Source organism: Pseudomonas sp. P1_A1 (assembly GCF_056406935.1).
Window position 1 is genome coordinate 249,167 of the sequence record NZ_JBFTZE010000007.1, and the last position, 20,592, is coordinate 269,758.

The 20,592-nt window shown below is 58.4% G+C and carries 21 protein-coding genes; 12 read left to right on the forward strand and 9 right to left on the reverse strand.

Features of this window, described 5'->3' with window-relative positions:
* Positions 1 to 13: 13 nt before the first annotated feature.
* From AC1D2Q_RS13345 to colR, 3 genes are all read right to left on the reverse strand, one after another.
* Positions 14 to 682, reverse strand: a complete 669-nt coding sequence (locus AC1D2Q_RS13345) for a class I SAM-dependent methyltransferase (RefSeq protein WP_477813468.1) — start codon at positions 680 to 682, stop codon at positions 14 to 16.
* Between the two features lie 148 nt (positions 683 to 830).
* Positions 831 to 2,105 (reverse strand): sensor histidine kinase, encoded by a 1,275-nt coding sequence (locus tag AC1D2Q_RS13350; protein WP_477813469.1) that lies wholly within the window; start codon positions 2,103 to 2,105, stop codon positions 831 to 833.
* Positions 2,095 to 2,778 carry a two-component system response regulator ColR gene (colR, locus tag AC1D2Q_RS13355; RefSeq protein ID WP_305411321.1) on the reverse strand — a complete coding sequence of 228 codons (684 nt, stop codon included), beginning with the start codon at positions 2,776 to 2,778 and terminating at the stop codon, positions 2,095 to 2,097. Before colR ends, AC1D2Q_RS13350 begins: the two co-directional genes overlap by 11 nt.
* Positions 2,779 to 2,979: 201 nt before the next feature.
* On the opposite strand from colR, the gene AC1D2Q_RS13360 reads away from it, so the two are divergent.
* Positions 2,980 to 4,929, forward strand: coding sequence for an LTA synthase family protein (locus AC1D2Q_RS13360; RefSeq protein ID WP_477813470.1), 1,950 nt, complete (start codon positions 2,980 to 2,982; stop codon positions 4,927 to 4,929).
* Positions 4,930 to 4,982: 53 nt separating this feature from the next.
* Positions 4,983 to 5,726: a phosphatase PAP2 family protein gene (locus AC1D2Q_RS13365; RefSeq protein ID WP_477813471.1), complete on the forward strand. Its 744-nt coding sequence runs from the start codon at positions 4,983 to 4,985 to the stop codon at positions 5,724 to 5,726.
* A gap of 150 nt (positions 5,727 to 5,876) precedes the next feature.
* Here AC1D2Q_RS13365 and groL read toward each other — a convergent pair whose 3' ends face one another.
* The 4 genes from groL to AC1D2Q_RS13385 form a co-directional block, all read right to left on the reverse strand.
* Positions 5,877 to 7,523: a chaperonin GroEL gene (gene groL, locus AC1D2Q_RS13370; RefSeq protein WP_305411318.1), complete on the reverse strand. Its 1,647-nt coding sequence runs from the start codon at positions 7,521 to 7,523 to the stop codon at positions 5,877 to 5,879.
* A gap of 49 nt (positions 7,524 to 7,572) precedes the next feature.
* Positions 7,573 to 7,866 (reverse strand): co-chaperone GroES, encoded by a 294-nt coding sequence (locus AC1D2Q_RS13375; protein ID WP_018926588.1) that lies wholly within the window; start codon positions 7,864 to 7,866, stop codon positions 7,573 to 7,575.
* A 245-nt stretch (positions 7,867 to 8,111) separates the two neighbouring features.
* Complete coding sequence (locus AC1D2Q_RS13380) at positions 8,112 to 8,588, reverse strand: FxsA family protein (protein ID WP_477813472.1); 477 nt, start codon at positions 8,586 to 8,588, stop codon at positions 8,112 to 8,114.
* A gap of 66 nt (positions 8,589 to 8,654) precedes the next feature.
* Positions 8,655 to 9,386, reverse strand: a complete 732-nt coding sequence (locus AC1D2Q_RS13385; protein WP_026286457.1) for a HugZ family pyridoxamine 5'-phosphate oxidase — start codon at positions 9,384 to 9,386, stop codon at positions 8,655 to 8,657.
* A 165-nt stretch (positions 9,387 to 9,551) separates the two neighbouring features.
* Here AC1D2Q_RS13385 and AC1D2Q_RS13390 point away from each other — a divergent pair, with 165 nt between their 5' ends.
* Positions 9,552 to 10,310, forward strand: coding sequence for an SDR family oxidoreductase (locus AC1D2Q_RS13390; protein WP_477813473.1), 759 nt, complete (start codon positions 9,552 to 9,554; stop codon positions 10,308 to 10,310).
* A 110-nt stretch (positions 10,311 to 10,420) separates the two neighbouring features.
* On the opposite strand, the gene apbC is transcribed toward AC1D2Q_RS13390, so the two are convergent.
* Entirely contained in the window at positions 10,421 to 11,515 is a 1,095-nt protein-coding gene (apbC, locus tag AC1D2Q_RS13395; protein ID WP_019581546.1) for an iron-sulfur cluster carrier protein ApbC, read from the reverse strand.
* A gap of 254 nt (positions 11,516 to 11,769) precedes the next feature.
* Between apbC and metG the strand changes: the two genes are divergently transcribed.
* From metG to AC1D2Q_RS13435, 8 genes are all read left to right on the forward strand, one after another.
* A complete protein-coding gene (gene metG, locus AC1D2Q_RS13400) occupies positions 11,770 to 13,824 on the forward strand; it encodes a methionine--tRNA ligase (protein ID WP_018926594.1) in 2,055 nt (684 codons plus the stop codon).
* Positions 13,825 to 13,996: 172 nt separating this feature from the next.
* Positions 13,997 to 14,566 (forward strand): electron transport complex protein RnfA, encoded by a 570-nt coding sequence (locus AC1D2Q_RS13405; RefSeq protein ID WP_477813474.1) that lies wholly within the window; start codon positions 13,997 to 13,999, stop codon positions 14,564 to 14,566.
* Complete coding sequence (rsxB, locus tag AC1D2Q_RS13410) at positions 14,563 to 15,567, forward strand: electron transport complex subunit RsxB (RefSeq protein ID WP_477813475.1); 1,005 nt, start codon at positions 14,563 to 14,565, stop codon at positions 15,565 to 15,567. The genes AC1D2Q_RS13405 and rsxB overlap by 4 nt, the downstream gene beginning before the upstream one ends.
* Positions 15,554 to 16,546: an RnfABCDGE type electron transport complex subunit D gene (locus tag AC1D2Q_RS13415; protein ID WP_477813476.1), complete on the forward strand. Its 993-nt coding sequence runs from the start codon at positions 15,554 to 15,556 to the stop codon at positions 16,544 to 16,546. Before rsxB ends, AC1D2Q_RS13415 begins: the two co-directional genes overlap by 14 nt.
* Positions 16,543 to 17,154 (forward strand): RnfABCDGE type electron transport complex subunit G, encoded by a 612-nt coding sequence (locus AC1D2Q_RS13420; protein WP_477813477.1) that lies wholly within the window; start codon positions 16,543 to 16,545, stop codon positions 17,152 to 17,154. Before AC1D2Q_RS13415 ends, AC1D2Q_RS13420 begins: the two co-directional genes overlap by 4 nt.
* A complete protein-coding gene (locus AC1D2Q_RS13425) occupies positions 17,147 to 17,761 on the forward strand; it encodes an Rnf-Nqr domain containing protein (RefSeq protein ID WP_477813478.1) in 615 nt (204 codons plus the stop codon). The genes AC1D2Q_RS13420 and AC1D2Q_RS13425 overlap by 8 nt, the downstream gene beginning before the upstream one ends.
* Positions 17,758 to 18,396: an endonuclease III gene (nth, locus tag AC1D2Q_RS13430; RefSeq protein WP_019651361.1), complete on the forward strand. Its 639-nt coding sequence runs from the start codon at positions 17,758 to 17,760 to the stop codon at positions 18,394 to 18,396. The genes AC1D2Q_RS13425 and nth overlap by 4 nt, the downstream gene beginning before the upstream one ends.
* A 107-nt stretch (positions 18,397 to 18,503) precedes the next feature.
* Positions 18,504 to 18,683: a PA3496 family putative envelope integrity protein gene (locus tag AC1D2Q_RS13435; RefSeq protein WP_018926601.1), complete on the forward strand. Its 180-nt coding sequence runs from the start codon at positions 18,504 to 18,506 to the stop codon at positions 18,681 to 18,683.
* Between the two features lie 91 nt (positions 18,684 to 18,774).
* On the opposite strand, the gene AC1D2Q_RS13440 is transcribed toward AC1D2Q_RS13435, so the two are convergent.
* Positions 18,775 to 19,401 carry a response regulator transcription factor gene (locus AC1D2Q_RS13440; RefSeq protein ID WP_018926602.1) on the reverse strand — a complete coding sequence of 209 codons (627 nt, stop codon included), beginning with the start codon at positions 19,399 to 19,401 and terminating at the stop codon, positions 18,775 to 18,777.
* Positions 19,402 to 19,973: 572 nt separating this feature from the next.
* Between AC1D2Q_RS13440 and AC1D2Q_RS13445 the strand changes: the two genes are divergently transcribed.
* Complete coding sequence (locus AC1D2Q_RS13445; RefSeq protein WP_477813479.1) at positions 19,974 to 20,555, forward strand: hypothetical protein; 582 nt, start codon at positions 19,974 to 19,976, stop codon at positions 20,553 to 20,555.
* Positions 20,556 to 20,592: the final 37 nt, after the last annotated feature.

Genomic DNA, 20,592 nt, shown 5'->3' on the forward strand with positions numbered 1-20,592 from the left:
CACTGTCATTCTGTTACCTCTTGCGTAATACATAGACCCGCCACATGGCATAGAGCGGTAAAAAATCCATTTGCCCCTGAATACGGAAACCCGCCTGCTCGAACTCCTTTTCAATTGTAGCCGCCGGTAACACAAATCGAGTCTGGTAACCTTCCTGCCCACGCTGCCTCTCGGCGCGCTTGCGTTTCCAGGCCTTGAAATTGCCGTCTACCCATAGCGAAACGATCACGCTGTCGCGGGTGACACGCTCGAATTCGCGCAGGATGGTCAGTCGTTGCTCGGCTTCACCGACGTGATGGAGCAGACGCATGCAGAAAATGCTGTCGACCGCGTTATCGGGCAAGGCAATGTCGAATGCAGACGTGTGCAAGGGTTGCACCCTTTTGACCACGTCGGCGGGTTGCGTGCGCATGGCAGTCTTGAGCATGGACACCGAGTTGTCGGCCCCGATGATGACACGGTTGTGCTTTTCCGCGAGCAACGGCCAGAAACGCCCGGCACCGCAGGGCAAATCGAGGACCAGGCCAGGTTCACCGGCCAACGCCAGGGCCTTTCGTGCCAGGTGTTCATCACGCCATTGGGACAGCCGGCGACCGAGCCCCACCTGGTGCTTGCGCACATTTTTCTGTGCGGGTCGATCGTCGTATTTTTCGGAGAAGCCGAGCTTTATCGGGCCAGCCATGACTGCAATCTCCTGAGCTTCTGATGACAACCACCTTAAGTTACGGGGTGTCAGCGTCAGGTCATGCCTTGGTGAAAATTTCGTCAGGTAAAGCCCGGAATCATTTCAGGGTTTTGCGGAGCCGATTTGATTTTCAACCCATTCACCGCTATTTCTGACTCAACTCCACCTGGAAGCGACAACCGTTGGGTTCCATGTTCGTCAGGCTGACACTCCAGCCCTGGTTCTCACATATCCGCTGCACCAGCGACAGTCCCAGCCCCAAGCCCTCGCCACGCTTTTCGCTGCCGCGCACGAAAGGCTCGAACATCGCCTCGCGCTTTTCCTCGGGAATGCCTACACCACTGTCCTCGACCACGAACCCCGTATCCGTCAGGGCCAAGCGGATAAACCCATGCTCGGTGTAATGCAGCGCATTACGCAACAGGTTGCCCATCACCGCGTGCAGAAGCGTCGCGTTATAGCGAGTGTCCGGCGGGTTGCCCAACTCGACGTTCAACGTCAGACCCTTGGCTTCGATCGGTTCGCGCCATTGGCAAAGCAACCCGTCGGCCACCTGACTGAGGCTCTGCTGGGGACCCATGCTGGCGTCTTCATGCTGAGCGCGGGCCAGCATGAGGAAGGTCTGCACCAACTCGCGCATCTCTGCGCAAGCCCGGGCGATCCGCTCGACCTGGGCACGCCCGCGCTGATCGATGCCGGGGTTTTCCAGCAACAATTCACAGGAACTGGCCAACACCATCAATGGCGTGCGCAGTTCGTGGCTGACGTCACTGGTGAACAATCGCTCACGGGTCAACGCCTGACGCAAACGCCCGAGGGTGGCGTCGAAGGCCACGGCCAGCTCGCCCACTTCATCGGCGGCATAATCCGGCGCCAGTGGCGGTGCCAGGCCCAACAGCTGATCGCGATGGCGCACCTGGCGGGCCAGTCGCACCACCGGCGCCATCACCTTGCGCGCCAGCACCCAGCCCAGAAATACCGCCAGCGCCAGGCTCAGCACGAAACCCACCAGCACTACGGCAAACAGCACCCGTTCACGCTCTTCGAAATCGCTTTGGTCCTGCAACAGCACGTAGCGCCGTCCGTCGACGATTTCGACCATGGCGTGATACGACAGATGGTCGCGAAAGACTTCATGAAAACCAGAGTCCAGGTGCCGCAAATCCTTGGGTAACTCAAAGTCGCCCGGCCCGCCGCTGAAATAGAACAACTGGTCCGGCTCGGGGCGGTGGCTCCAGTCCGACACGCTGTCCATCAGCAACAGGCGTTGCAAATCGCCGCCCAGACCTGCCGAAATCAGTTTTTCTTCCACCAGGTGCACGGTCGCGATGATGCCTATCGCGAAGGCTCCCGCGACCAATGCGCTCATCAACGCAAAAGCGATGATGATCCGTTGGGCAAGGCTCTGCTTAAACTCCATCACGACCCTCGGCCAAGCGATAACCGACGCCGTGCACCGTGTGCAGCAAGGGCTTGTCGAACGGCTTGTCGATCACCTGGCGCAGTTGATGGACGTGGCTGCGCAGACTGTCGCTGTCCGGGCAGTCGTCGCCCCACAGGGCCTCTTCGAGAATTTCCCGACGCAGCACGTGCGGGCTTTTCTGCATCAACACCGCCAGCAGCTTCAGGCCCACCGGGTTGAGTTTCAGCAGACGGCCTTCGCGTGTCACCTCCAGGGTATCGAGGTCGTAGCTCAGATCGCCGACCTGCAAGGCACGGCGACCGCCACCCTGGGCACGGCGCATGACCGCCTCGATGCGCGCCGCCAGTTCGGACAGGGCAAAGGGTTTGATCAAGTAATCGTCGGCGCCGGATTTGAAGCCTTGCAGACGGTCGTCCAGCTGATCGCGCGCGGTGAGCATGATCACCGGCGTATCACGGCGGGCGTCTTCGCGCAGGCGTTTGCACAGGGTGTAGCCATCGATGCCGGGCAGCATGATATCGAGTACGATCAAGTCGTAATGCTCGGTGGCCGCCAGGTGCAAGCCAGATAAACCGTCCTGTGCGCAATCCACGGTGTAACCTTTGAGCCCCAGATAATCGGCCAGGTTGGCCAGGATATCGCGGTTGTCTTCAACCAATAGAATTCGCATCGGCACCTCCTCCGTATACAGTAACGGCCGTCTTGGCCCGCGCAGCTTAAGGCCAAGTGTGACTCAGGGCTAGGGCGGCCGGTCGTAGAATCGATGCGCTCAACCAAATAATGGTGCTAACAAGTTTTTCACTGTCGGTTCACAACCTGACTACAGCGTTCAAGAGAAACTTTCGCGCGATTGAAATAGGGAATGTAGATAATGGATTGTTTGAAGACGGCGCCAATGCGCCTTCTGCTGCTGGTAACCGGTTCCTGGCTGGTCATTTTTCTCCTGACCCGAAGCGTTCTGCTCCTCACTCACCTGGATGAGGCCGGCAGCGGGCTCCTGTCCGTGTTTGGCATCGGCCTGCTTTATGACCTGGGTTTCATTGCCTACGCGGCGCTGCCCATGGGCCTCTATCTGCTGCTATGCCCGCCGGCCTTGTGGCGCCGCCGTGGCCATCGCTGGTTCCTTCAGGGCCTGCTGACCGTCAGCCTGTTCGCCATGCTGTTCACGTCGGTGGCCGAATGGCTGTTCTGGGATGAGTTCGGTGTGCGTTTCAACTTCATCGCCGTCGATTACCTGGTCTACTCCGACGAAGTGCTGAATAACCTGCTGGAGTCGTACCCGATCGGCAAGCTGCTGAGCCTGCTCGCGGTGCTGGCCGTGGTCCTGAGCCTTGCCCTGCGCAAATCCTTCAACGCTGCGCTGGACGCACCATTGCCTGCCATGCGCGGGCGTCTGCTGAATGCGCTCGGCCTGCTGATCGTCGCTGGCCTGAGCGCGCAACTGCTCAGCCAGGATGCGCCGCGCGCTCAGGGAGGCAATGCCTATCAGAACGAACTGGCGAGCAATGGCCCATACCAGTTCTTCGCCGCCTTTCGCAATAACGAACTGGATTACCCGCAGTTCTACAGCACCCTGCCGACCTCCGTCGTCGCGCAACAGATTCGCGCTGAACTGACCGAGCCCAACGCTCGCTTCATCGGCGAGGATCCGCAGGACATCCGCCGGATGATCGATAATCCCGGCACCGAACGAAAACCCAACATCGTGCTGGTCACCATCGAAAGCTTCAGTGCCAAGTACATGGGCAGCAATGGCGACGATCGCAACCTGACACCAAACCTCGATGCCTTGCGCAAACAAAGCCTGTACTTCAATAATTTCTACGCCACCGGCACCCGCACCGATCGCGGCCTGGAGGCCATCACCCTGGCCATTCCACCGACGCCGGGGCGCTCGATCGTCAAGCGCGTGGGTCGTGAAAGCGGTTTCGCCAGCCTCGGCCAGCAACTCAGCGCCGTGGGTTACGACAGCGTATTCGTGTATGGCGGGCGCGGTTACTTCGACAACATGAACGCGTTCTTCAGCGGCAACGGCTATCGCGTCGTCGACCAGAGCAGCGTCGATGAATCAGAGATTCACTTCAAGAACGCCTGGGGAATGGCTGACGAAGACCTCTATAACCAGACCCTGAAACTGGCCGATGCCGACTACGCCAGGCAACAGCCGTTTCTGCTGCAACTGATGACCACCTCCAACCATCGCCCCTACACCTACCCGGATAACCGGATCGATATCAAATCCGGTAGCGGACGCGACGGTGCGGTGAAGTACACCGACTTCGCCATTGGTCAGTTCCTCGATCAGGCGCGCAAAAAACCCTGGTTCGATAATACAATCTTCGTCTTCGTTGCCGATCACACGGCTGGCAGCGCCGGTAAAGAAGACTTGCCTATCAACAACTATCAGATTCCGCTGTTCATCTATGCACCGAAGCTGATCGACGCTCGGGAAACCGCACAGCTGGCCAGTCAGATCGACCTTGCGCCAACGTTGCTCGGGCTGCTGAACCTGGATTACCAGTCGACGTTCTTCGGTCGCAACCTGTTGCAGGACAATCCACTGCCGCCGCGAGTGGTGGTTGGCAACTATCAACATCTGGGCTTGTTCGATGGTAAGGATTTAGCGATCCTGAGCCCGCGTGAGGGTCTGCGTCGCCACGACGATGCACTGACCGACAGTCGCGAATCACGGGCCACCACCGTTGATCCGTTGATCACCCGCGCAATCACTTATTACCAAACTGCCAGTCATGGCTTCAAGCAACAGCTGCTCGGCTGGAAAGCGCCCACGGAGGGCACCCGCCAAGTCAGCGAACGTTAACCGAATGGCCCCGGGCTGATGCCCCGGGGTTTTTCCATTCATCAGGATCCACCATGTCATCAACCGCTGTCCGTCCCGCCTCCCGCCCGCTCAACTTCTGGCTGTATCTGGGAGTGCCCGCCATTGCGGCGATCACTCTGATGCTGCTCGAGTTGACGTCCCTGGACATGGACCTTGCCAAGCTGTTCTATGATCCGGTCGCCGGTGCATTCATCGGGCGCCACAGTTATTTCCTGGAAGACATCCTGCATGACCGGGCCAAGCAAGTGGTCATTGCCTTTTCGGTGTTCTCAATCCTGGGCTTTGTCGGCTCCTTCTTCATTGGAAGGCTCAAACCGTTCAAACGTGAAATGGGTTGCCTGGTGTTGTCTCTGGCGCTGTCAACCTCCTTTGTCACTCCGCTCAAAGCGGCAACGGCGGTGCAATGCCCATGGAGCCTGGAACAATTCGGCGGGCACGAAACCTACAGCGAACTGCTGAGCCCTCGCCCGCATACCGACAAGCCAGGCCGCTGCTGGCCAGGTGGTCATGCGGCGACCGGTTTCACCCTGTTTGCGTTGTTCTTTGTGTTGCGTGACCGACGCCCAAGGCTGGCACGCTATGCGTTTATCTTCGCTTTCACGTTGGGCTCGGTGTTTTCCATCGGCCGGATGATGCAGGGCGCGCACTTCTTCTCGCACAACGTGTGGACGGCGATTTTCTGCTGGCTGTTTTGCCTGGGAGCGTACTACTACATCCTGTACCGGCCGGCCTCCAAGACTGAACAGGCGAACGAGGCAAAACCGGTCAGCGCCTGAACAAAGATCAAAAGATCGCAGGCTTCGCCAGCTCCTACACGGGATTGCGAACCTCTGTAGGCGCTGCCGAAGGCTGCGATCTTTTGAAGGGCAATAAAAAGCCCCGCCTGCTCAACGCAGGCGGGGCTTTTTTATAGGGGTAAGGCTGGCTTACATCATGCCGCCCATGCCACCCATACCACCCATGTCTGGCATACCGCCGCCAGCTGCGCCTTCTTTCTTCGGCGCTTCGGCAACAGCGGCCTCGGTGGTCAGGATCAGACCGCCAATCGAGGATGCAGCTTGCAGAGCCGAACGGGTCACCTTGGTTGGGTCCAGGATGCCCATTTCGATCATGTCGCCGTATTCGCTGGTGGCAGCGTTGTAACCGAAGTTACCCGCACCTTGCTTGACCTTGTCGACAACCACGCTTGGCTCGTCGCCGGAGTTGGCAACGATCTGACGCAGTGGCGCTTCGACCGCACGACGCAGAACAGCGATACCGACGTCCTGATCGGCGTTGTCGCCTTTCAGTTCGCTGATGGCTTGCAGGGCACGGATCAGTGCCACGCCGCCGCCAGGTACCACGCCTTCTTCAACGGCTGCACGGGTAGCGTGCAGGGCGTCTTCAACGCGGGCTTTCTTCTCTTTCATTTCTACTTCGGAGCCAGCGCCAACCTTGATCACTGCAACGCCGCCGGACAGTTTGGCCAGGCGCTCTTGCAGTTTTTCACGGTCGTAGTCGGACGAAGTGTCAGCCACTTGCTGACGGATCTGGGTCACGCGAGCCTGGATATCAGCCTCAACGCCGGCGCCGTCGATCACGGTGGTGTTTTCTTTGGACAGGATCACGCGCTTGGCATTACCCAGGTGTTCCAGGGTAGTGCTTTCCAGGCTCAGACCGATCTCTTCGGAGATCACGGTACCGCCGGTCAGAACAGCGATGTCCTGCAGCATGGCCTTGCGACGGTCGCCGAAGCCTGGAGCCTTGACGGCTGCGACTTTAACGATGCCACGCATGTTGTTCACAACCAGAGTCGCCAGGGCTTCGCCTTCAACGTCTTCGGCCACGATCAGCAGTGGACGGCCGGCTTTGGCAACGGCTTCCAGTACTGGCAGCATTTCGCGGATATTCGAGATCTTTTTGTCGACCAGCAGGATCAGCGGACCGTCCAGCTCGGCAGTCATGGTCTCTGGCTTGTTGACGAAGTACGGGGACAGGTAGCCACGGTCGAACTGCATGCCTTCAACAACCGACAGTTCGTTTTCCAGGCCCGAGCCTTCTTCAACGGTGATCACGCCTTCTTTACCGACTTTTTCCATGGCTTCGGCAATGATGTCGCCGATGGAGTTGTCGGAGTTAGCGGAGATGGTACCCACCTGAGCGATTGCCTTGGTGTCAGCGCAAGGCTTGGACAGGGCTTTCAGTTCCTTGACGATCGCGATGGTCGCTTTGTCGATACCGCGCTTCAGGTCCATCGGGTTCATGCCGGCAGCAACGGCTTTCAGGCCTTCGTTGACGATCGACTGAGCCAGAACGGTAGCGGTGGTGGTGCCGTCGCCTGCGTCATCGTTGGCACGGGAGGCAACGTCTTTGACCAGCTGCGCGCCCATGTTTTCGAAGCGGTCTTCGAGTTCGATTTCTTTGGCTACGGAAACGCCGTCCTTGGTGATGGTCGGAGCGCCGAAGCTCTTCTCGATGATCACGTTACGGCCTTTCGGGCCCAGGGTCGCTTTTACTGCGTCAGCCAGAACGTTGACACCGGTGAGCATCTTCTTGCGGGCGGAGTCGCCGAATTTAACTTCTTTAGCAGCCATGATCGATATTCCTTAAATACTTTGTAGTAGCGGGAAAATGAGCGGGGAATCAGCCTTCGACAACAGCGAGAATCTCGTTCTCAGCCATGATCACCAGGTCTTCGCCATCGACTTTCACAGTGTTGCTGCCGGAGTACGGGCCGAACACCACCTTGTCACCCACTTTCACGGACAGTGCACGCACTTCGCCGTTGTCCAGCACTTTGCCAGGGCCTACAGCCAGGACTTCACCCTGGTTTGGCTTTTCAGCAGCCGAACCTGGCAGGACGATACCGCCAGCGGTTTTCTTTTCTTCTTCGCTGCGACGGATAACGACGCGGTCATGCAGAGGACGAAGCTTCATTGTCGATCTCTCCTAATTGCGGTTTTCATCGGCCGGTGTAGTCCCGGCGGGTTTAACAAATCCGGCGGCGCCGGGTGCGGTTCGTCGAGCGAACCGCGGAAGTCTGTCTGGCGCAATTGCCAGAAACCTTGCGGTGACCGTTACATAAGGGCGCGCGAGCCTATTTCAAGGGCCGTGAGCGAAATTTTTACGTCGTGGCCCTGAAAACGAACACGGCACCCGAAGGTGCCGTGTCGATGGAAGTGTTACTTGGAATCGCGGTGTTCGAATTCGCCTTCGATCACGTTGGGCTCACGGCCCAGCGGCTGGCGTGGAGCAGGACCGCCCCGCGGCTGAAGGTCATCGGCAAACGCACGCTGGCGCATCGCTTGTTCCTCGGCACGCAGGCGCATTTTATTGGCCAGCAGTCGACGAGAGAGCGGCAGCAACATGATCAGGCCCAACACGTCGGTGACGAAGCCCGGCAGGATCAACAGACCGCCAGCCAGGGCCAGCATCAGGCCTTCGAGCATGGTCTGCGCCGGCAACTCGCCGCGGTTCAGACTTTCACGGGCGCGCAGCGCAGTAGCCAGACCGGCGATACGCAGCACGAACACGCCGAGCATCGAGCCGAGAATGATCAGCAGCAAGGCCGGGAAAAACCCGATCGCCCCGCTGACCTTGACGAATACGAACAGCTCCAACACCGGGAACAGTACAAAGAGCAACAAAAAAGGGCGCATCAAATGGTTCCTCAACGCAAGTAAGCCTTGCCAGTGTTCCTTAGATGACGTCGCCGTTTCGTGAATTCAAGCGTCGGCCACTTGATTTTTCGGCCAATGTTCGGCGTGAGCCAGGAAAACCAAGGCTTCCCGGACTTGTGTCGGCGTATTACAAGGCGCTTGAAACGGCAGCCAGTAAAGCCCCTGGCCGATGCGCAAGTGCATGCCTTCGCTGTCGATGCCGACCAATTGCGCTGGCACGGTTTTCGGCAGGCCCGCCAGGTCGACATAGTGGGCGATGGCTTTGGCGTGATCGGCATTCATATGCTCGACCATGCTCACTTCGGCCTTGCCAGCGAACGGGTTGGCGAGGGTCAGTTGGTCGACCCAGTGAATCGCGCCAAAGCCGCCGATGTAACGGTGGCGTACCGGTTTGAGCACCCAGAAATCGAAATCGTGGGCCTTGTGATAGTTCTGCGAATCCGGGAAATAGCGGTAGTAACGCTCGGCTGCCGCTTCGATGGCTGCGGTGTCCTCGAGTTTTTCCCCTTCGGCCAGGTAGGTCAGCCGACCAACGGCTTGCACGTCTTCGGCCTCGCGTTCACCCACCAGCAGCGAGCATTTCGGATCCTTCAGCAGGTTGTGAGTGTGCTGAGCAATGCGGCTGATAAGGATCAGCGGCCGGCCCTGTTCGTCCAGACAGTACGGAACCACGGAGCCAAACGGGAAACCGGGCATCGCTTTGGAGTGCGTCGAGAGCACTCCACGGTATTCCTTGAGAAGCAATTCTCGGGCATGCTTAGCCACTACAACGCTCAATTTATGACTCCTTATATAGATTCCGTCGAAAAAACGGACAGGCGTCTGGGTGTAAGTTCCAGTACGCCACAGGGGCAGTTCTCATGTGCAGCCAAGCCACATCAGGCTCAGATCGAGAGGCCCTCTAGAAGGAGAAACACTCCGATCGGCTATGGGGCTATGCGAATGCAACTCACTGACAAAGTAATCATTATCACCGGCGGTTGCCAGGGTTTAGGCCGTTCCATGGCCGAGTATCTTGCAAGTCGTGGCGCCAAGCTGGCCCTGGTGGACCTGAACCAGGAAAAACTCGACGCCGCCGTCGCCGCTTGCAAGGCCAAGGGTGTCGAGGCTCGCGCCTACTTGTGCAACGTCGCCGATGAAGAGCAAGTGACCCACATGGTCAGCCAGGTGGCCGACGATTTCGGCGCGATCCATGGCCTGATCAACAACGCCGGCATTTTGCGTGACGGCCTGTTGCTGAAGGTCAAGGACGGCGAAATGACCAAGATGAGCCTGGCCCAATGGCAAGCGGTGATCGACGTCAATCTGACCGGCGTGTTCCTGTGCACCCGTGAAGTCGCGGCAAAAATGGTCGAGCTGAACAACAGCGGCGCGATCATCAATATCTCGTCGATCTCGCGCGCCGGCAATATCGGCCAGACCAACTACTCCGCCGCCAAGGCCGGTGTCGCTGCGGCGACCGTGACCTGGGCCAAGGAACTGGCACGTTATGGGATTCGCGTGGCGGGCATTGCGCCGGGCTTCATCGAAACTGAAATGACCCTGAGCATGAAACCTGAAGCGCTGGAAAAGATGACTTCCGGGATTCCGCTCAAGCGCATGGGCAAACCCGAAGAGATCGCCCAGTCGGCGGCCTACATTTTCGAGAATGACTACTACACCGGTCGGATTCTGGAGTTGGATGGCGGGTTGCGTATCTAAAGCAAGATCAAAAGATCGCAGCCTCGCTTCGCTCGACAGCTCCTACATGGATTGGCTTACACCTGTAGGAGCTGTCGAGCGAAGCGAGGCTGCGATCTCTTTTCAGCGATTTAATCGTCGCTGACGGTGATGTTCGGCATCGCCGGCGTCGCAGCTTCCTGCAACACAATCCGCGCACCGACATGGCGGGCCAGTTCCTGGTAAACCATCGCAATCTGGCTGTCAGGCTCGGCGATCACCGTTGGCTTGCCGCCATCGGCCTGTTCACGGATCAGCATCGACAGCGGCAACGAAGCCAACAGTTCGACGCCGTACTGGTTGGCCAGCTTCACACCGCCGCCCTCACCGAACAAATGCTCGGCATGCCCGCAGTTGGAGCAGATGTGCACGGCCATGTTTTCGACCACGCCCAGCACCGGGATGTTGACCTTGCGGAACATTTCCACACCCTTGCGCGCATCCAGCAATGCCAGATCCTGCGGGGTGGTCACGATCACCGCACCGGCCACCGGGACTTTCTGCGCCAGGGTCAACTGGATGTCGCCGGTGCCTGGCGGCATGTCGATGACCAAGTAATCCAGATCGCCCCAGGCCGTTTGCGTGACCAGTTGCAACAAGGCGCCGGACACCATCGGCCCACGCCAGACCATCGGCGTGTTGTCGTCGGTCAGGAAGGCCATGGACATCACTTCGACGCCATGGGACTCGATCGGAATGAACCATTTCTGATCCTTGACCTGAGGACGGGTGCCTTCAGGGATGCCGAACATGATGCCCTGGCTCGGACCGTAGATGTCCGCGTCGAGAATCCCCACTTTGGCACCTTCACGAGCCAACGCCAGCGCCAGGTTGGCGGCCGTGGTGGATTTGCCCACGCCCCCCTTGCCAGACGCCACGGCCACCACGTTCTTGACGTTGGCCAACCCCGGAATCTGTGCCTGGGCCTTGTGCGCGGCAATCACGCTGGTGATCTCGACGCGGGCAGTGACCACGCCGTCCAGGCCCTCGATGGCCAGTTGCAGCAACTGCGCCCAGCCACTCTTGAACAGACCGGCGGCGTAACCCAGCTCCAGCTGGACGCTGACGCGATCGCCCTGAATATCGATGCTGCGCACGCACCCGGCGCTGACCGGGTCCTGGTTCAGATAAGGGTCGGTGTATTGGCGAAGGACGGCTTCCACCGCTGCGCGATTGACGGCGCTCATGGGCAACTCCGATAGCAAGACTGGAAAATCAGGCGGGTATCGTACCTGTTCTGATGGTTTGGCGGGATGCCAAAAAGATCGCTGCCTTCGGCAGCTCCTACAAGTTCGGCGCAATCCCTCTAGGAGCTGCCGAAGGCTGCGATCTTTTGACTGATTTAGCCGTTACTCATCCAATGAAACAGGCTCACGGGGTGAAAAATATGCGCCGGCGCTTTATAGTGGCCGACCTCCGTTTCATCAAGTAGCCGAGCCCCATGTCCGAGCCACGCAAGATCCTCGTCACCAGCGCCCTGCCCTATGCCAATGGTTCGATCCACCTCGGCCATATGCTGGAATACATCCAGACCGATATGTGGGTGCGCTTCCAGAAGCACCGCGGCAACCAATGCATTTACGTCTGCGCCGACGACGCCCACGGTTCGGCCATCATGCTGCGCGCGGAAAAGGAAGGCATCACCCCGGAACAACTGATCGCCAACGTCCAGGCTGAACATAGCGCCGACTTTGCCGAGTTCCTGGTGGACTTCGACAACTTCCACTCCACTCACGCCGAAGAAAACCGTGAGCTGTCGAGCCAGATCTACCTGAAGCTGCGCGACGCCGGGCACATCGCCACGCGCTCGATCACGCAGTACTTCGACCCGGAAAAGAAAATGTTCCTGGCCGACCGCTTCATCAAGGGCACCTGCCCGAAATGCGGCACCGAAGACCAGTACGGCGACAACTGCGAAAAATGCGGTGCAACCTACGCGCCGACCGACCTCAAAGATCCGAAGTCGGCAATCTCCGGCGCCACGCCGGTGCTCAAGGATTCCCAGCACTTCTTCTTCAAGCTGCCGGACTTCCAGGAAATGCTGCAAGCCTGGACCCGCAGCGGCACCTTGCAAGAGGCCGTGGCCAACAAGATCGCCGAATGGCTGGATGCTGGCCTGCAACAGTGGGACATCTCCCGCGATGCGCCGTACTTCGGCTTCGAAATTCCCGATGAGCCGGGCAAGTACTTCTACGTGTGGCTGGACGCGCCGATCGGCTACATGGCCAGCTTCAAGAACCTGTGCAACCGTACGCCTGCACTTGATTTCGACGCGTTCTGGGGCAAGGACTCCACCGCCGAGCTGTACCATTTCATCGGCAAGGACATCGTCAACTTCCACGCCCTGTTCTGGCCAGCGATGCTCGAAGGCGCCGGTTTCCGTAAACCGACCGGCATCAACGTGCACGGCTACCTGACCGTCAACGGTCAGAAGATGTCCAAGTCCCGCGGCACCTTCATCAAGGCCCGGACCTATCTGGATCACCTGTCGCCGGAATACCTGCGCTACTACTACGCGGCCAAGCTGAGCCGTGGCGTCGATGACCTGGACCTGAACCTCGAAGACTTCGTGCAGAAGGTCAACTCGGACCTGGTCGGCAAAGTCGTCAACATCGCCAGCCGTTGCGCCGGTTTCATCCACAAAGGCAACGCTGGCGTGCTGGTGGCCGGCAACGCCGCGCCGGAGCTGACCGAAGCGTTCCTGGCCGCAGCACCGAGCATCGCTGAAGCCTACGAGGCGCGTGACTTCGCCCGGGCCATGCGCGAAATCATGGGCCTGGCCGACCGAGCCAACGCCTGGATCGCCGACAAGGCGCCATGGTCGCTGAACAAACAGGAAGGCAAGCAGGATGAAGTCCAGGCCATTTGCGCCCTGGGCATCAACCTGTTCCGCCAACTGGTGATTTTCCTCAAGCCGGTGCTGCCGCTGTTGGCCGCCGATGCCGAGGCGTTCCTGAACGTCGCCCCGCTGACCTGGAACGACCACGCCACCTTGCTCAGCAACCATCAGCTGAACGAGTTCAAACCCTTGATGACCCGCATCGACCCGGTAAAAGTGCAAGCCATGACCGACGCCTCGAAAGAAGACCTGACCGCCAGCCAGACCGACACCGGCGAAGCTGCCGCACCTCAAGGCAACGGCGAACTGGCCAAGGATCCGCTGTCGCCGGAGATCGAGTTCGATACCTTTGCCGCCGTCGACCTGCGCGTCGCCCTGATCCTCAAGGCCGAAGCCGTCGAAGGGGCCGACAAACTGCTGCGCCTGACCCTGGACATCGGTGACGAGCAACGCAACGTGCTCTCCGGCATCAAGAGCGCCTACCCGGACCCGGCCAAGCTTGAAGGTCGCCTGACCATGATGATTGCCAACCTCAAGCCCCGCAAAATGAAATTCGGGATCTCCGAAGGTATGGTGATGGCGGCCGGCCCTGGTGGCGAAGAAATCTACCTGCTGAGCCCCGACAGTGGCGCCAAGCCAGGTCAGCGCATCAAGTAAGGTTCTGCGCTAAACCGATCCCACAGTCGTGCCCGGCGCGACTGTGGGATTTTCATATCTGGCCCACCCTCCTTCCTTGCCGGATAATGCCTAATCTCTTTTTAGAGAGTTCTTTTTAGAGAGCCCTTTCTAGAGAGCCCCTTAAGAAAGCCCTGTTCTTACCGGCACGATCATGACCGAACTGCTTCTTACGCTTATCAGCGCTGCCCTGATCAACAACCTCGTGTTGCACTGGCCGCTGGGCGTCGATCCGGTGCTGGGCAGCGAGCGGCGACAGGTGCATGCATTGGGCATCGCGACGACGTGCCTGATGCTGATCGTCGGCACGCTCGGCCATGCGCTCTACCACTGGCTGCTGGTGCCGCTGGGGCTGACGTCGCTGCGACTGTTCGCATTCCTGCCGCTGAGCGTTCTGCTGATCGGCCCACTGCTGAAGCTGCTTCCACGGTTATTCGCCAAGCTTTCATTCGAGGGTCTCTGGCCCCTGCTGCTGGGCAATGCCGGCGTGCTTGGGCTGACCTTGCTCAACGCCCAGGACGACAAGGGACTTTTCCACGCCATAGCCTTGAGCCTCGGTGCCGGGCTGGGTTTCTGGCTGGTGCTGAGCCTGTTCAGCGACTTGCGCCAACGCACACTCGATAACGATGTCCCCCTGCCCTTTCGCGGCCTGCCGATCGAATTGATCGGCGCCGGATTGATCGCAGTGGTTTTTCTCGGATTCAGCGGGCTGATCAAAACATGAGTCTGATTCAACGCATCGATGCCCTCTTGCCGCAGACTCAATGCGGCAAGTGTGGCCACCCCGGATGCAAACCGTACGCCGAAGGCATCGCCAGCGGCGAGCCGATCAACAAGTGCCCTCCGGGCGGCAGCGAAACCATCGCGGCCCTCGCCGAGCTGCTGAAAGTGCCGGTGCTGGAACTGGACGTCAGTCGCGGTTCGGCACCGGCGCAAATCGCGTACATCCGCGAAGCCGAATGCATCGGCTGCACCAAATGCATTCAGGCCTGCCCGGTCGACGCGATTGTCGGCGCGGCGAAATTCATGCACACGGTCATCGTCGACGAATGCACCGGTTGCGACCTCTGCGTGGCGCCCTGTCCGGTGGATTGCATCGAGATGCATCCGCTACCGCTGGCCACGCTGCCGATTGTCGGTGGGCTGGCGTTCAGCCTGGAGGAGCAACAGGCGCGGGCCGTCAAGCGCAACCGCGCGCGACGCCGATTCGAACAGCGCAATGCCCGCCTACATCGCGAAGAGCAACAGAAGCTCGCCGAACGTCAGGCCCGCGCCCAACGCGCCGTGCAGTACAGTGAAGTGACGCTCGACCCGGTTCAGGCTGCGCTTGAGCGTGTTCGCGCACAAAAGGCTGCCAATGCCGATGTGGCACTGAAAAAGGCCAAGGTCGATCTGGCGATGAGTCGGGCGCAGCTGAATAAATCGCTCAAGGCCTTCGGGCATCCACCGACCTTCGAACAGCAATCGCAACTGATCGTGCTGCAACAGCAGTTCGAAGCCGCTGAACAGGCGCTGTTGCTGCTGGAAAGCAGTGCACCGATGGTAGCTGCTCCACCTGTTCAGACAAACGATGCCGAGCTGAAACGGGCGAAGATCCAGTTGGCCATGCGCCGCGCCGAACTCAAGAAGGCTCAAACAAACGAAGCGTCGGCCGAACAGATCGCAGCATTGCAACATGCGCTCAGCGAAGCCGAGCGGCAGGTGGATGCCTATGCCGCCCCTTGAATCGGTGGATGAACGCCTTCAGCAGGCCATGAAGCTGGTATTACTGGCCACCCTGCCGGGAATGCTGATGTTGTTCTGGCTGTACGGTTGGGGCGTGTTGATCAACCTGATTCTGACGGCAGCTACCGCACTGGCCGTTGAAGCAGCGGTGTTGCAGCTGCGCAAACAACCTGTAAAACCGACAGTGAGCGATGGCAGTGCACTGGTCAGCGCGACCCTGTTGGCACTGGCCTTGCCGCCTTATTGCCCGTGGTGGCTGACGGTGAGCGCGGCGGCATTCGGACTTTTTTTCGGCAAGCACCTGTATGGCGGCGTCGGCAGGAATCCGTTCAACCCCGCGATGCTCGGCTTCGCTGTGGTTCTAGTCACGTTCCCTCAGCCAATGACCCATTGGCCGTCGTCCCATGGCATGGACTTTCTCGCGGGCCTGCAACAAGTGTTCGGCTTCAGTCTCGGCCAGACGCCGGATGCCTGGGCCCAGGCCACCGCGCTGGACAGCCTGCGAATCAACAAAAGCCTGACCATGGACGAACTGTTTGCCGGCAACCCGGCATTCGGCCATTTCGGCGGCCGGGGCGTGGAATGGGTCAACCTGGCCTTCCTGGCCGGCGGCGCGTTTCTGCTGCAACGGCGGGTGTTCAGCTGGCATGCGCCGGTCGGCATGCTCGCCAGCCTGTTCGTCATCAGCCTGTTGTGCTGGAACGGTTCGGGCTCCGATTCCCATGGCTCGCCACTCTTCCATCTGCTCACTGGCGCGAGCATGCTGGGTGCCTTCTTCATCGTGACGGAACCGGTATCCGGCGCGAAAAACCCCACGGCCCGGTTGCTGTTCGGCGCCGGAGTGGGGCTGCTGACTTACCTGATTCGCACGTGGGGCGGCTATCCCGACGGGGTGGCCTTTGCCGTCCTGCTGATGAACCTCTGTGTACCGGCGCTGGAGCGGTTTGCGGCCTCCAGACAAGCGCAGGTCAGCCCATGAACCGAGCGACGAGCGTTGTGACCCTGGTAATACTGGCAAGCCTGGGGACAGGCGCGACTTACCTCGCGCAGCACACCAGCGCCGCACGCATTGCCGCCGAACAACGCCTGATCGACAGCCGCAATTTGCTGGACCTGCTAGCGCCCGACAGCTACGACAATCAGCCACTGGAACACCCCCTCAGCGTCGAAAACACTCGCCTGCCCAATAGCACGCTGCTGAATGGCTACCTGGCGTCCAAGGCCGGCCAACCGAGCGCCGTGTTGCTGCGCAGCCAGACACTGGGCTACGCCGGCGCCATCGACTTGCTGATCGCCATCGACCCCCATGGCAAGTTGCTTGGGGTCAAAACCCTCAAGCAATCGGAAACCCCGGGGCTGGGCGGCAAACTCGCCGACTGGCCCAATGCCTGGCTGCAAGTGTTTACCGGCAAGTCTCTAGGCGAACCAAGCGACACTGGCTGGGCCTTGAAAAAGGACCAAGGGCAATTCGATCAGATCGCAGGCGCGACCATCACCTCAAGAGCGGTGATCAATGCCACCCACGATGCGTTGCGCTACTTCGATGAACACCGGCAACCGCTGATCGGGAGCAGTGCCCATGAATAAGTCATCAACCCTGCAGAACTCGCTGATGCTTGCGCCTCTGATCGGCGTCACTGATTCGTTGGTAACGGCCCTGGGCCTGTGGCTGATGTTCGCTCTGGTGCTCAGTGTTTATGACGTGAGCATGGGTATCTTGCGCTCGCGACTGATTCCGGCAACCCATTTACTGGCCTGCCTCCTGCTGGCTGCCACACTGACCAGCTGTGCGGAACTCGCCACGCAAGCCTGGTCGCTTCAATGGCACCAGCATCTGGGGCTCTATGCCGGATTGATCGCCTTGCAATGCGTGGTGCTGGAACATAACGGTTTTTTCCAGGGCACAAGGCGTGATCGCCTGCGCCTGTGCGGCCTGTTTGGCGCCTTGATGATTGGCCTGGGCCTGCTGCGCGAGCTCATCGGCAACGGGACACTGGGTAGCCATCTGCCCTGGCTGACCGGTGCCATGCAACCGGACTGGCAAGGTTGGGTGCTCACCGCTGACGGTGGCCTGCGCTTGGCCACGCTGGCCCCCGGCGGGTTTATTCTGCTGGGGCTGCTGATCGCCGCACGTCAGGCCTGGACCCGCCCGACACCCACATTGACCTCCTTCGAGGAAACGCATCGCCCATGAATGCCGCAAAACGTCTGGAAATTTTCCGCAGGTTTCACGAAGACAATCCTGAACCGAAGACCGAGCTGGCCTATTCCTCGCCGTTCGAACTGCTGATCGCCGTGATTCTCTCGGCGCAATCGACCGATGTCGGCGTCAACAAGGCCACCGCCAAACTGTTTCCGGTGGCCAATACGCCGGCGGCGATTCATGCCTTGGGCGTCGAAGGATTATCGGAGTACATCAAGACCATCGGCCTGTATAACAGCAAAGCAAAAAACGTGATCGAAACCTGTCGCTTGCTGGTAGAGCGCCATGGCGGTGAAGTGCCGCAGACCCGCGAAGCGCTGGAAGCGTTGCCCGGCGTCGGTCGCAAGACCGCCAATGTAGTGCTCAATACCGCCTTTCGTCAGCTGACCATGGCCGTGGACACCCACATTTTCCGGGTCAGCAACCGTACCGGCATTGCTCCGGGCAAGAATGTGGTCGAGGTGGAGCAGAAACTGATGAAATTCGTGCCGAAGGAGTATCTGCTCGACGCCCATCACTGGCTGATTCTCCACGGACGCTACGTTTGCCTGGCCCGCAAGCCGCGTTGTGGCAGCTGCCGGATCGAGGACTTATGCGAATACAAGCAAAAGACCTCGGACGATTGAGGCTCTATTAGTTTTCTTGATTAACCGATTGAAAAAATCTTTTTTACCCGCCGGGAAATTGTCGATATAAGGAGCGCCAAAGGCAGTCTTAGCCTGGAGTTGACCTTATGAGCACTGGCAAAGAGCAATTGGACGTAGAAGACGACTTCACCGCCGTTGAGGCCGATGACGCAGAACCGGTGGTGGAAGTAGCGAAGACCAACCTGAGCAAACGCCGCACCATCGACAATCTGCTGGAGGAGCGCCGACTGCAAAAGCAATTGGCCGATTACGATTTTGACCTATGACACCTAAAAGCCTCCCGAAACGGAGGCTTTTTACTAAGTGCCCATCCCCGACAAACGCCCGCTCATCGCCCCTCGTCAAACGCTGGCGTTCTCATACCAGGCCATTACGTTGAGCCAATTCAATAAGATCGACCAGTGAGCGAGCATTGAGCTTCAGCAACAGGCGAGTCTTGTAAGTACTGACGGTTTTATTGCTGAGGAACATCCCATCGGCGATTTCCTTGTTTGTCTTTCCTCGGGCCAACTGCTGCAGGACCATCATTTCCCGCCCGGACAATCGATCCACCATATCGGCTTCACTGGCATTCCCAAGACTGGAGCGCACAGTATGTAGCGCCTGATTAGGAAAGTAGCTATAACCTGACAGCACGGCCTTTATTGCACTGAGCAACTCAGTAAGGTCCTGTTGTTTACAGACATATCCGGCGGCACCCGATTGCATACAACGCATGGAAAAATGCCCTGGAGCCTGGGACGTCAATATCAGCACTTTAAGAGGCATCGCCGCCGAGGTCAGGCGCGCGATAACTTCCAGCCCATCCAGCTTCGGTATTCCAATATCCAGGATAACGATATCCGGCATAAGTTCACGAGCAAGTTGCAATGCATCCACGCCATTGTCTGTTTCTGCAATGACTTCGTAGCCATGACGCTCCATTAGCATACGTACCGCAAGACGAATGACGGGGTGATCATCCACGATCAGCACTTTATTCATGGGCAATTCCAATTTTCGCTGTTCGAATTTTTAGAGCCCGCACCATAGCCTAGTCGTTTCACCCATGGCATGCCGTCCCCCTCGACCACTCGCACCGAGAGACATTACCTACAAACAACACGGATTATTCCTACAAGAAATCATTGCGCACGATGAGCCAGAGACTTTATTGGCCGGACACTGCTAAACGCTTCGACAATTTCTTTGTAACAATTCACACCCAAAAAAACAGGGTTCAACGCCCTTGGTCCGACAGACTGCGACTATTAAGCTACCCTTAAAGGTAACGAGTATCTTGCAGAATCTTACATAACCCGGCCCGAACTGCTCGAAAAATCTTACACACAGCAACACTTCACAAGCAAAACAAACCCACACAACTTTAAAACAGATAAACAGCCATACCCAGCTCCAGAACAATGCAGCTACTATATCAACCTCAACCACACAACAAAAAGAAACTTAAAATAACAAAAACAAAAACAAAAACAAAAACCACACTCATACATGCACCACCAAAAAACACCCTATAAACCAACAGAGAAAAAGATAATACCTAATGAGTAAAAAACATGATGAAACTCAAAAAAAGAATCACCAACCCCATGACAATCATTGCGATATTTGCAGCACTGTCCGAAACATCAGCTGCTGTATCCCTGCCCTTTCTTGACCACAAGGAGAGAGAGCTCTACATCTGGTTCCTGATCAGCTTTCCCTTTTATTTGCTTTTTCTTTTCTTCGCCACACTTAACTTCAATTATCGATCGCTTTACGCGCCCTCCGATTTCGAGAAGGGAAAGCATTTTATAAAAGTCATGGACAACGCTGATCACTCTGGAAACAGCACTTGCAGTGTGTCGCCTGAACGCTCGGTCCAACACCATGTGCAGCTGCCCGCGCCGCTGAAGGATCTGCACATCATTGATGCACGCTGGATAACCAAAAAAATGGGGTTCAGCGCCCTGATGGAGAGTATCCAGCACGCTCCGGATAATCCTGCACACGTGATCGTATTTCTCACGTGCGCCGATTCGGAGGTAGTGCTGAAGGACAGCGCGCTCAAGCACTGGAAACAACTAAAGAAACGCAGCAACGCAACGTTCTGTGTTTCTTACAATTTGAGCTCACATGGCGTGACGATCATGGGCTAGGTTTTGACCCGTCGCACAGAGCAAGGCAGCCCTTGAA

What these genes read in the sequence shown, in the direction of transcription:
- AC1D2Q_RS13345 (WP_477813468.1), bottom strand. Translation starts at nt 682, where the DNA reads ATGGCTGGCCCGATAAAGCTCGGCTTCTCCGAAAAATACGACGATCGA.
- AC1D2Q_RS13350 (WP_477813469.1), bottom strand. Translation starts at nt 2,105, where the DNA reads ATGGAGTTTAAGCAGAGCCTTGCCCAACGGATCATCATCGCTTTTGCG.
- colR (WP_305411321.1), bottom strand. Translation starts at nt 2,778, where the DNA reads ATGCGAATTCTATTGGTTGAAGACAACCGCGATATCCTGGCCAACCTG.
- AC1D2Q_RS13360 (WP_477813470.1), top strand. Translation starts at nt 2,980, where the DNA reads ATGGATTGTTTGAAGACGGCGCCAATGCGCCTTCTGCTGCTGGTAACC.
- AC1D2Q_RS13365 (WP_477813471.1), top strand. Translation starts at nt 4,983, where the DNA reads ATGTCATCAACCGCTGTCCGTCCCGCCTCCCGCCCGCTCAACTTCTGG.
- groL (WP_305411318.1), bottom strand. Translation starts at nt 7,523, where the DNA reads ATGGCTGCTAAAGAAGTTAAATTCGGCGACTCCGCCCGCAAGAAGATG.
- AC1D2Q_RS13375 (WP_018926588.1), bottom strand. Translation starts at nt 7,866, where the DNA reads ATGAAGCTTCGTCCTCTGCATGACCGCGTCGTTATCCGTCGCAGCGAA.
- AC1D2Q_RS13380 (WP_477813472.1), bottom strand. Translation starts at nt 8,588, where the DNA reads ATGCGCCCTTTTTTGTTGCTCTTTGTACTGTTCCCGGTGTTGGAGCTG.
- AC1D2Q_RS13390 (WP_477813473.1), top strand. Translation starts at nt 9,552, where the DNA reads ATGCAACTCACTGACAAAGTAATCATTATCACCGGCGGTTGCCAGGGT.
- apbC (WP_019581546.1), bottom strand. Translation starts at nt 11,515, where the DNA reads ATGAGCGCCGTCAATCGCGCAGCGGTGGAAGCCGTCCTTCGCCAATAC.
- metG (WP_018926594.1), top strand. Translation starts at nt 11,770, where the DNA reads ATGTCCGAGCCACGCAAGATCCTCGTCACCAGCGCCCTGCCCTATGCC.
- AC1D2Q_RS13405 (WP_477813474.1), top strand. Translation starts at nt 13,997, where the DNA reads ATGACCGAACTGCTTCTTACGCTTATCAGCGCTGCCCTGATCAACAAC.
- rsxB (WP_477813475.1), top strand. Translation starts at nt 14,563, where the DNA reads ATGAGTCTGATTCAACGCATCGATGCCCTCTTGCCGCAGACTCAATGC.
- AC1D2Q_RS13415 (WP_477813476.1), top strand. Translation starts at nt 15,554, where the DNA reads ATGCCGCCCCTTGAATCGGTGGATGAACGCCTTCAGCAGGCCATGAAG.
- AC1D2Q_RS13420 (WP_477813477.1), top strand. Translation starts at nt 16,543, where the DNA reads ATGAACCGAGCGACGAGCGTTGTGACCCTGGTAATACTGGCAAGCCTG.
- AC1D2Q_RS13425 (WP_477813478.1), top strand. Translation starts at nt 17,147, where the DNA reads ATGAATAAGTCATCAACCCTGCAGAACTCGCTGATGCTTGCGCCTCTG.
- nth (WP_019651361.1), top strand. Translation starts at nt 17,758, where the DNA reads ATGAATGCCGCAAAACGTCTGGAAATTTTCCGCAGGTTTCACGAAGAC.
- AC1D2Q_RS13435 (WP_018926601.1), top strand. Translation starts at nt 18,504, where the DNA reads ATGAGCACTGGCAAAGAGCAATTGGACGTAGAAGACGACTTCACCGCC.
- AC1D2Q_RS13440 (WP_018926602.1), bottom strand. Translation starts at nt 19,401, where the DNA reads ATGAATAAAGTGCTGATCGTGGATGATCACCCCGTCATTCGTCTTGCG.
- AC1D2Q_RS13445 (WP_477813479.1), top strand. Translation starts at nt 19,974, where the DNA reads ATGATGAAACTCAAAAAAAGAATCACCAACCCCATGACAATCATTGCG.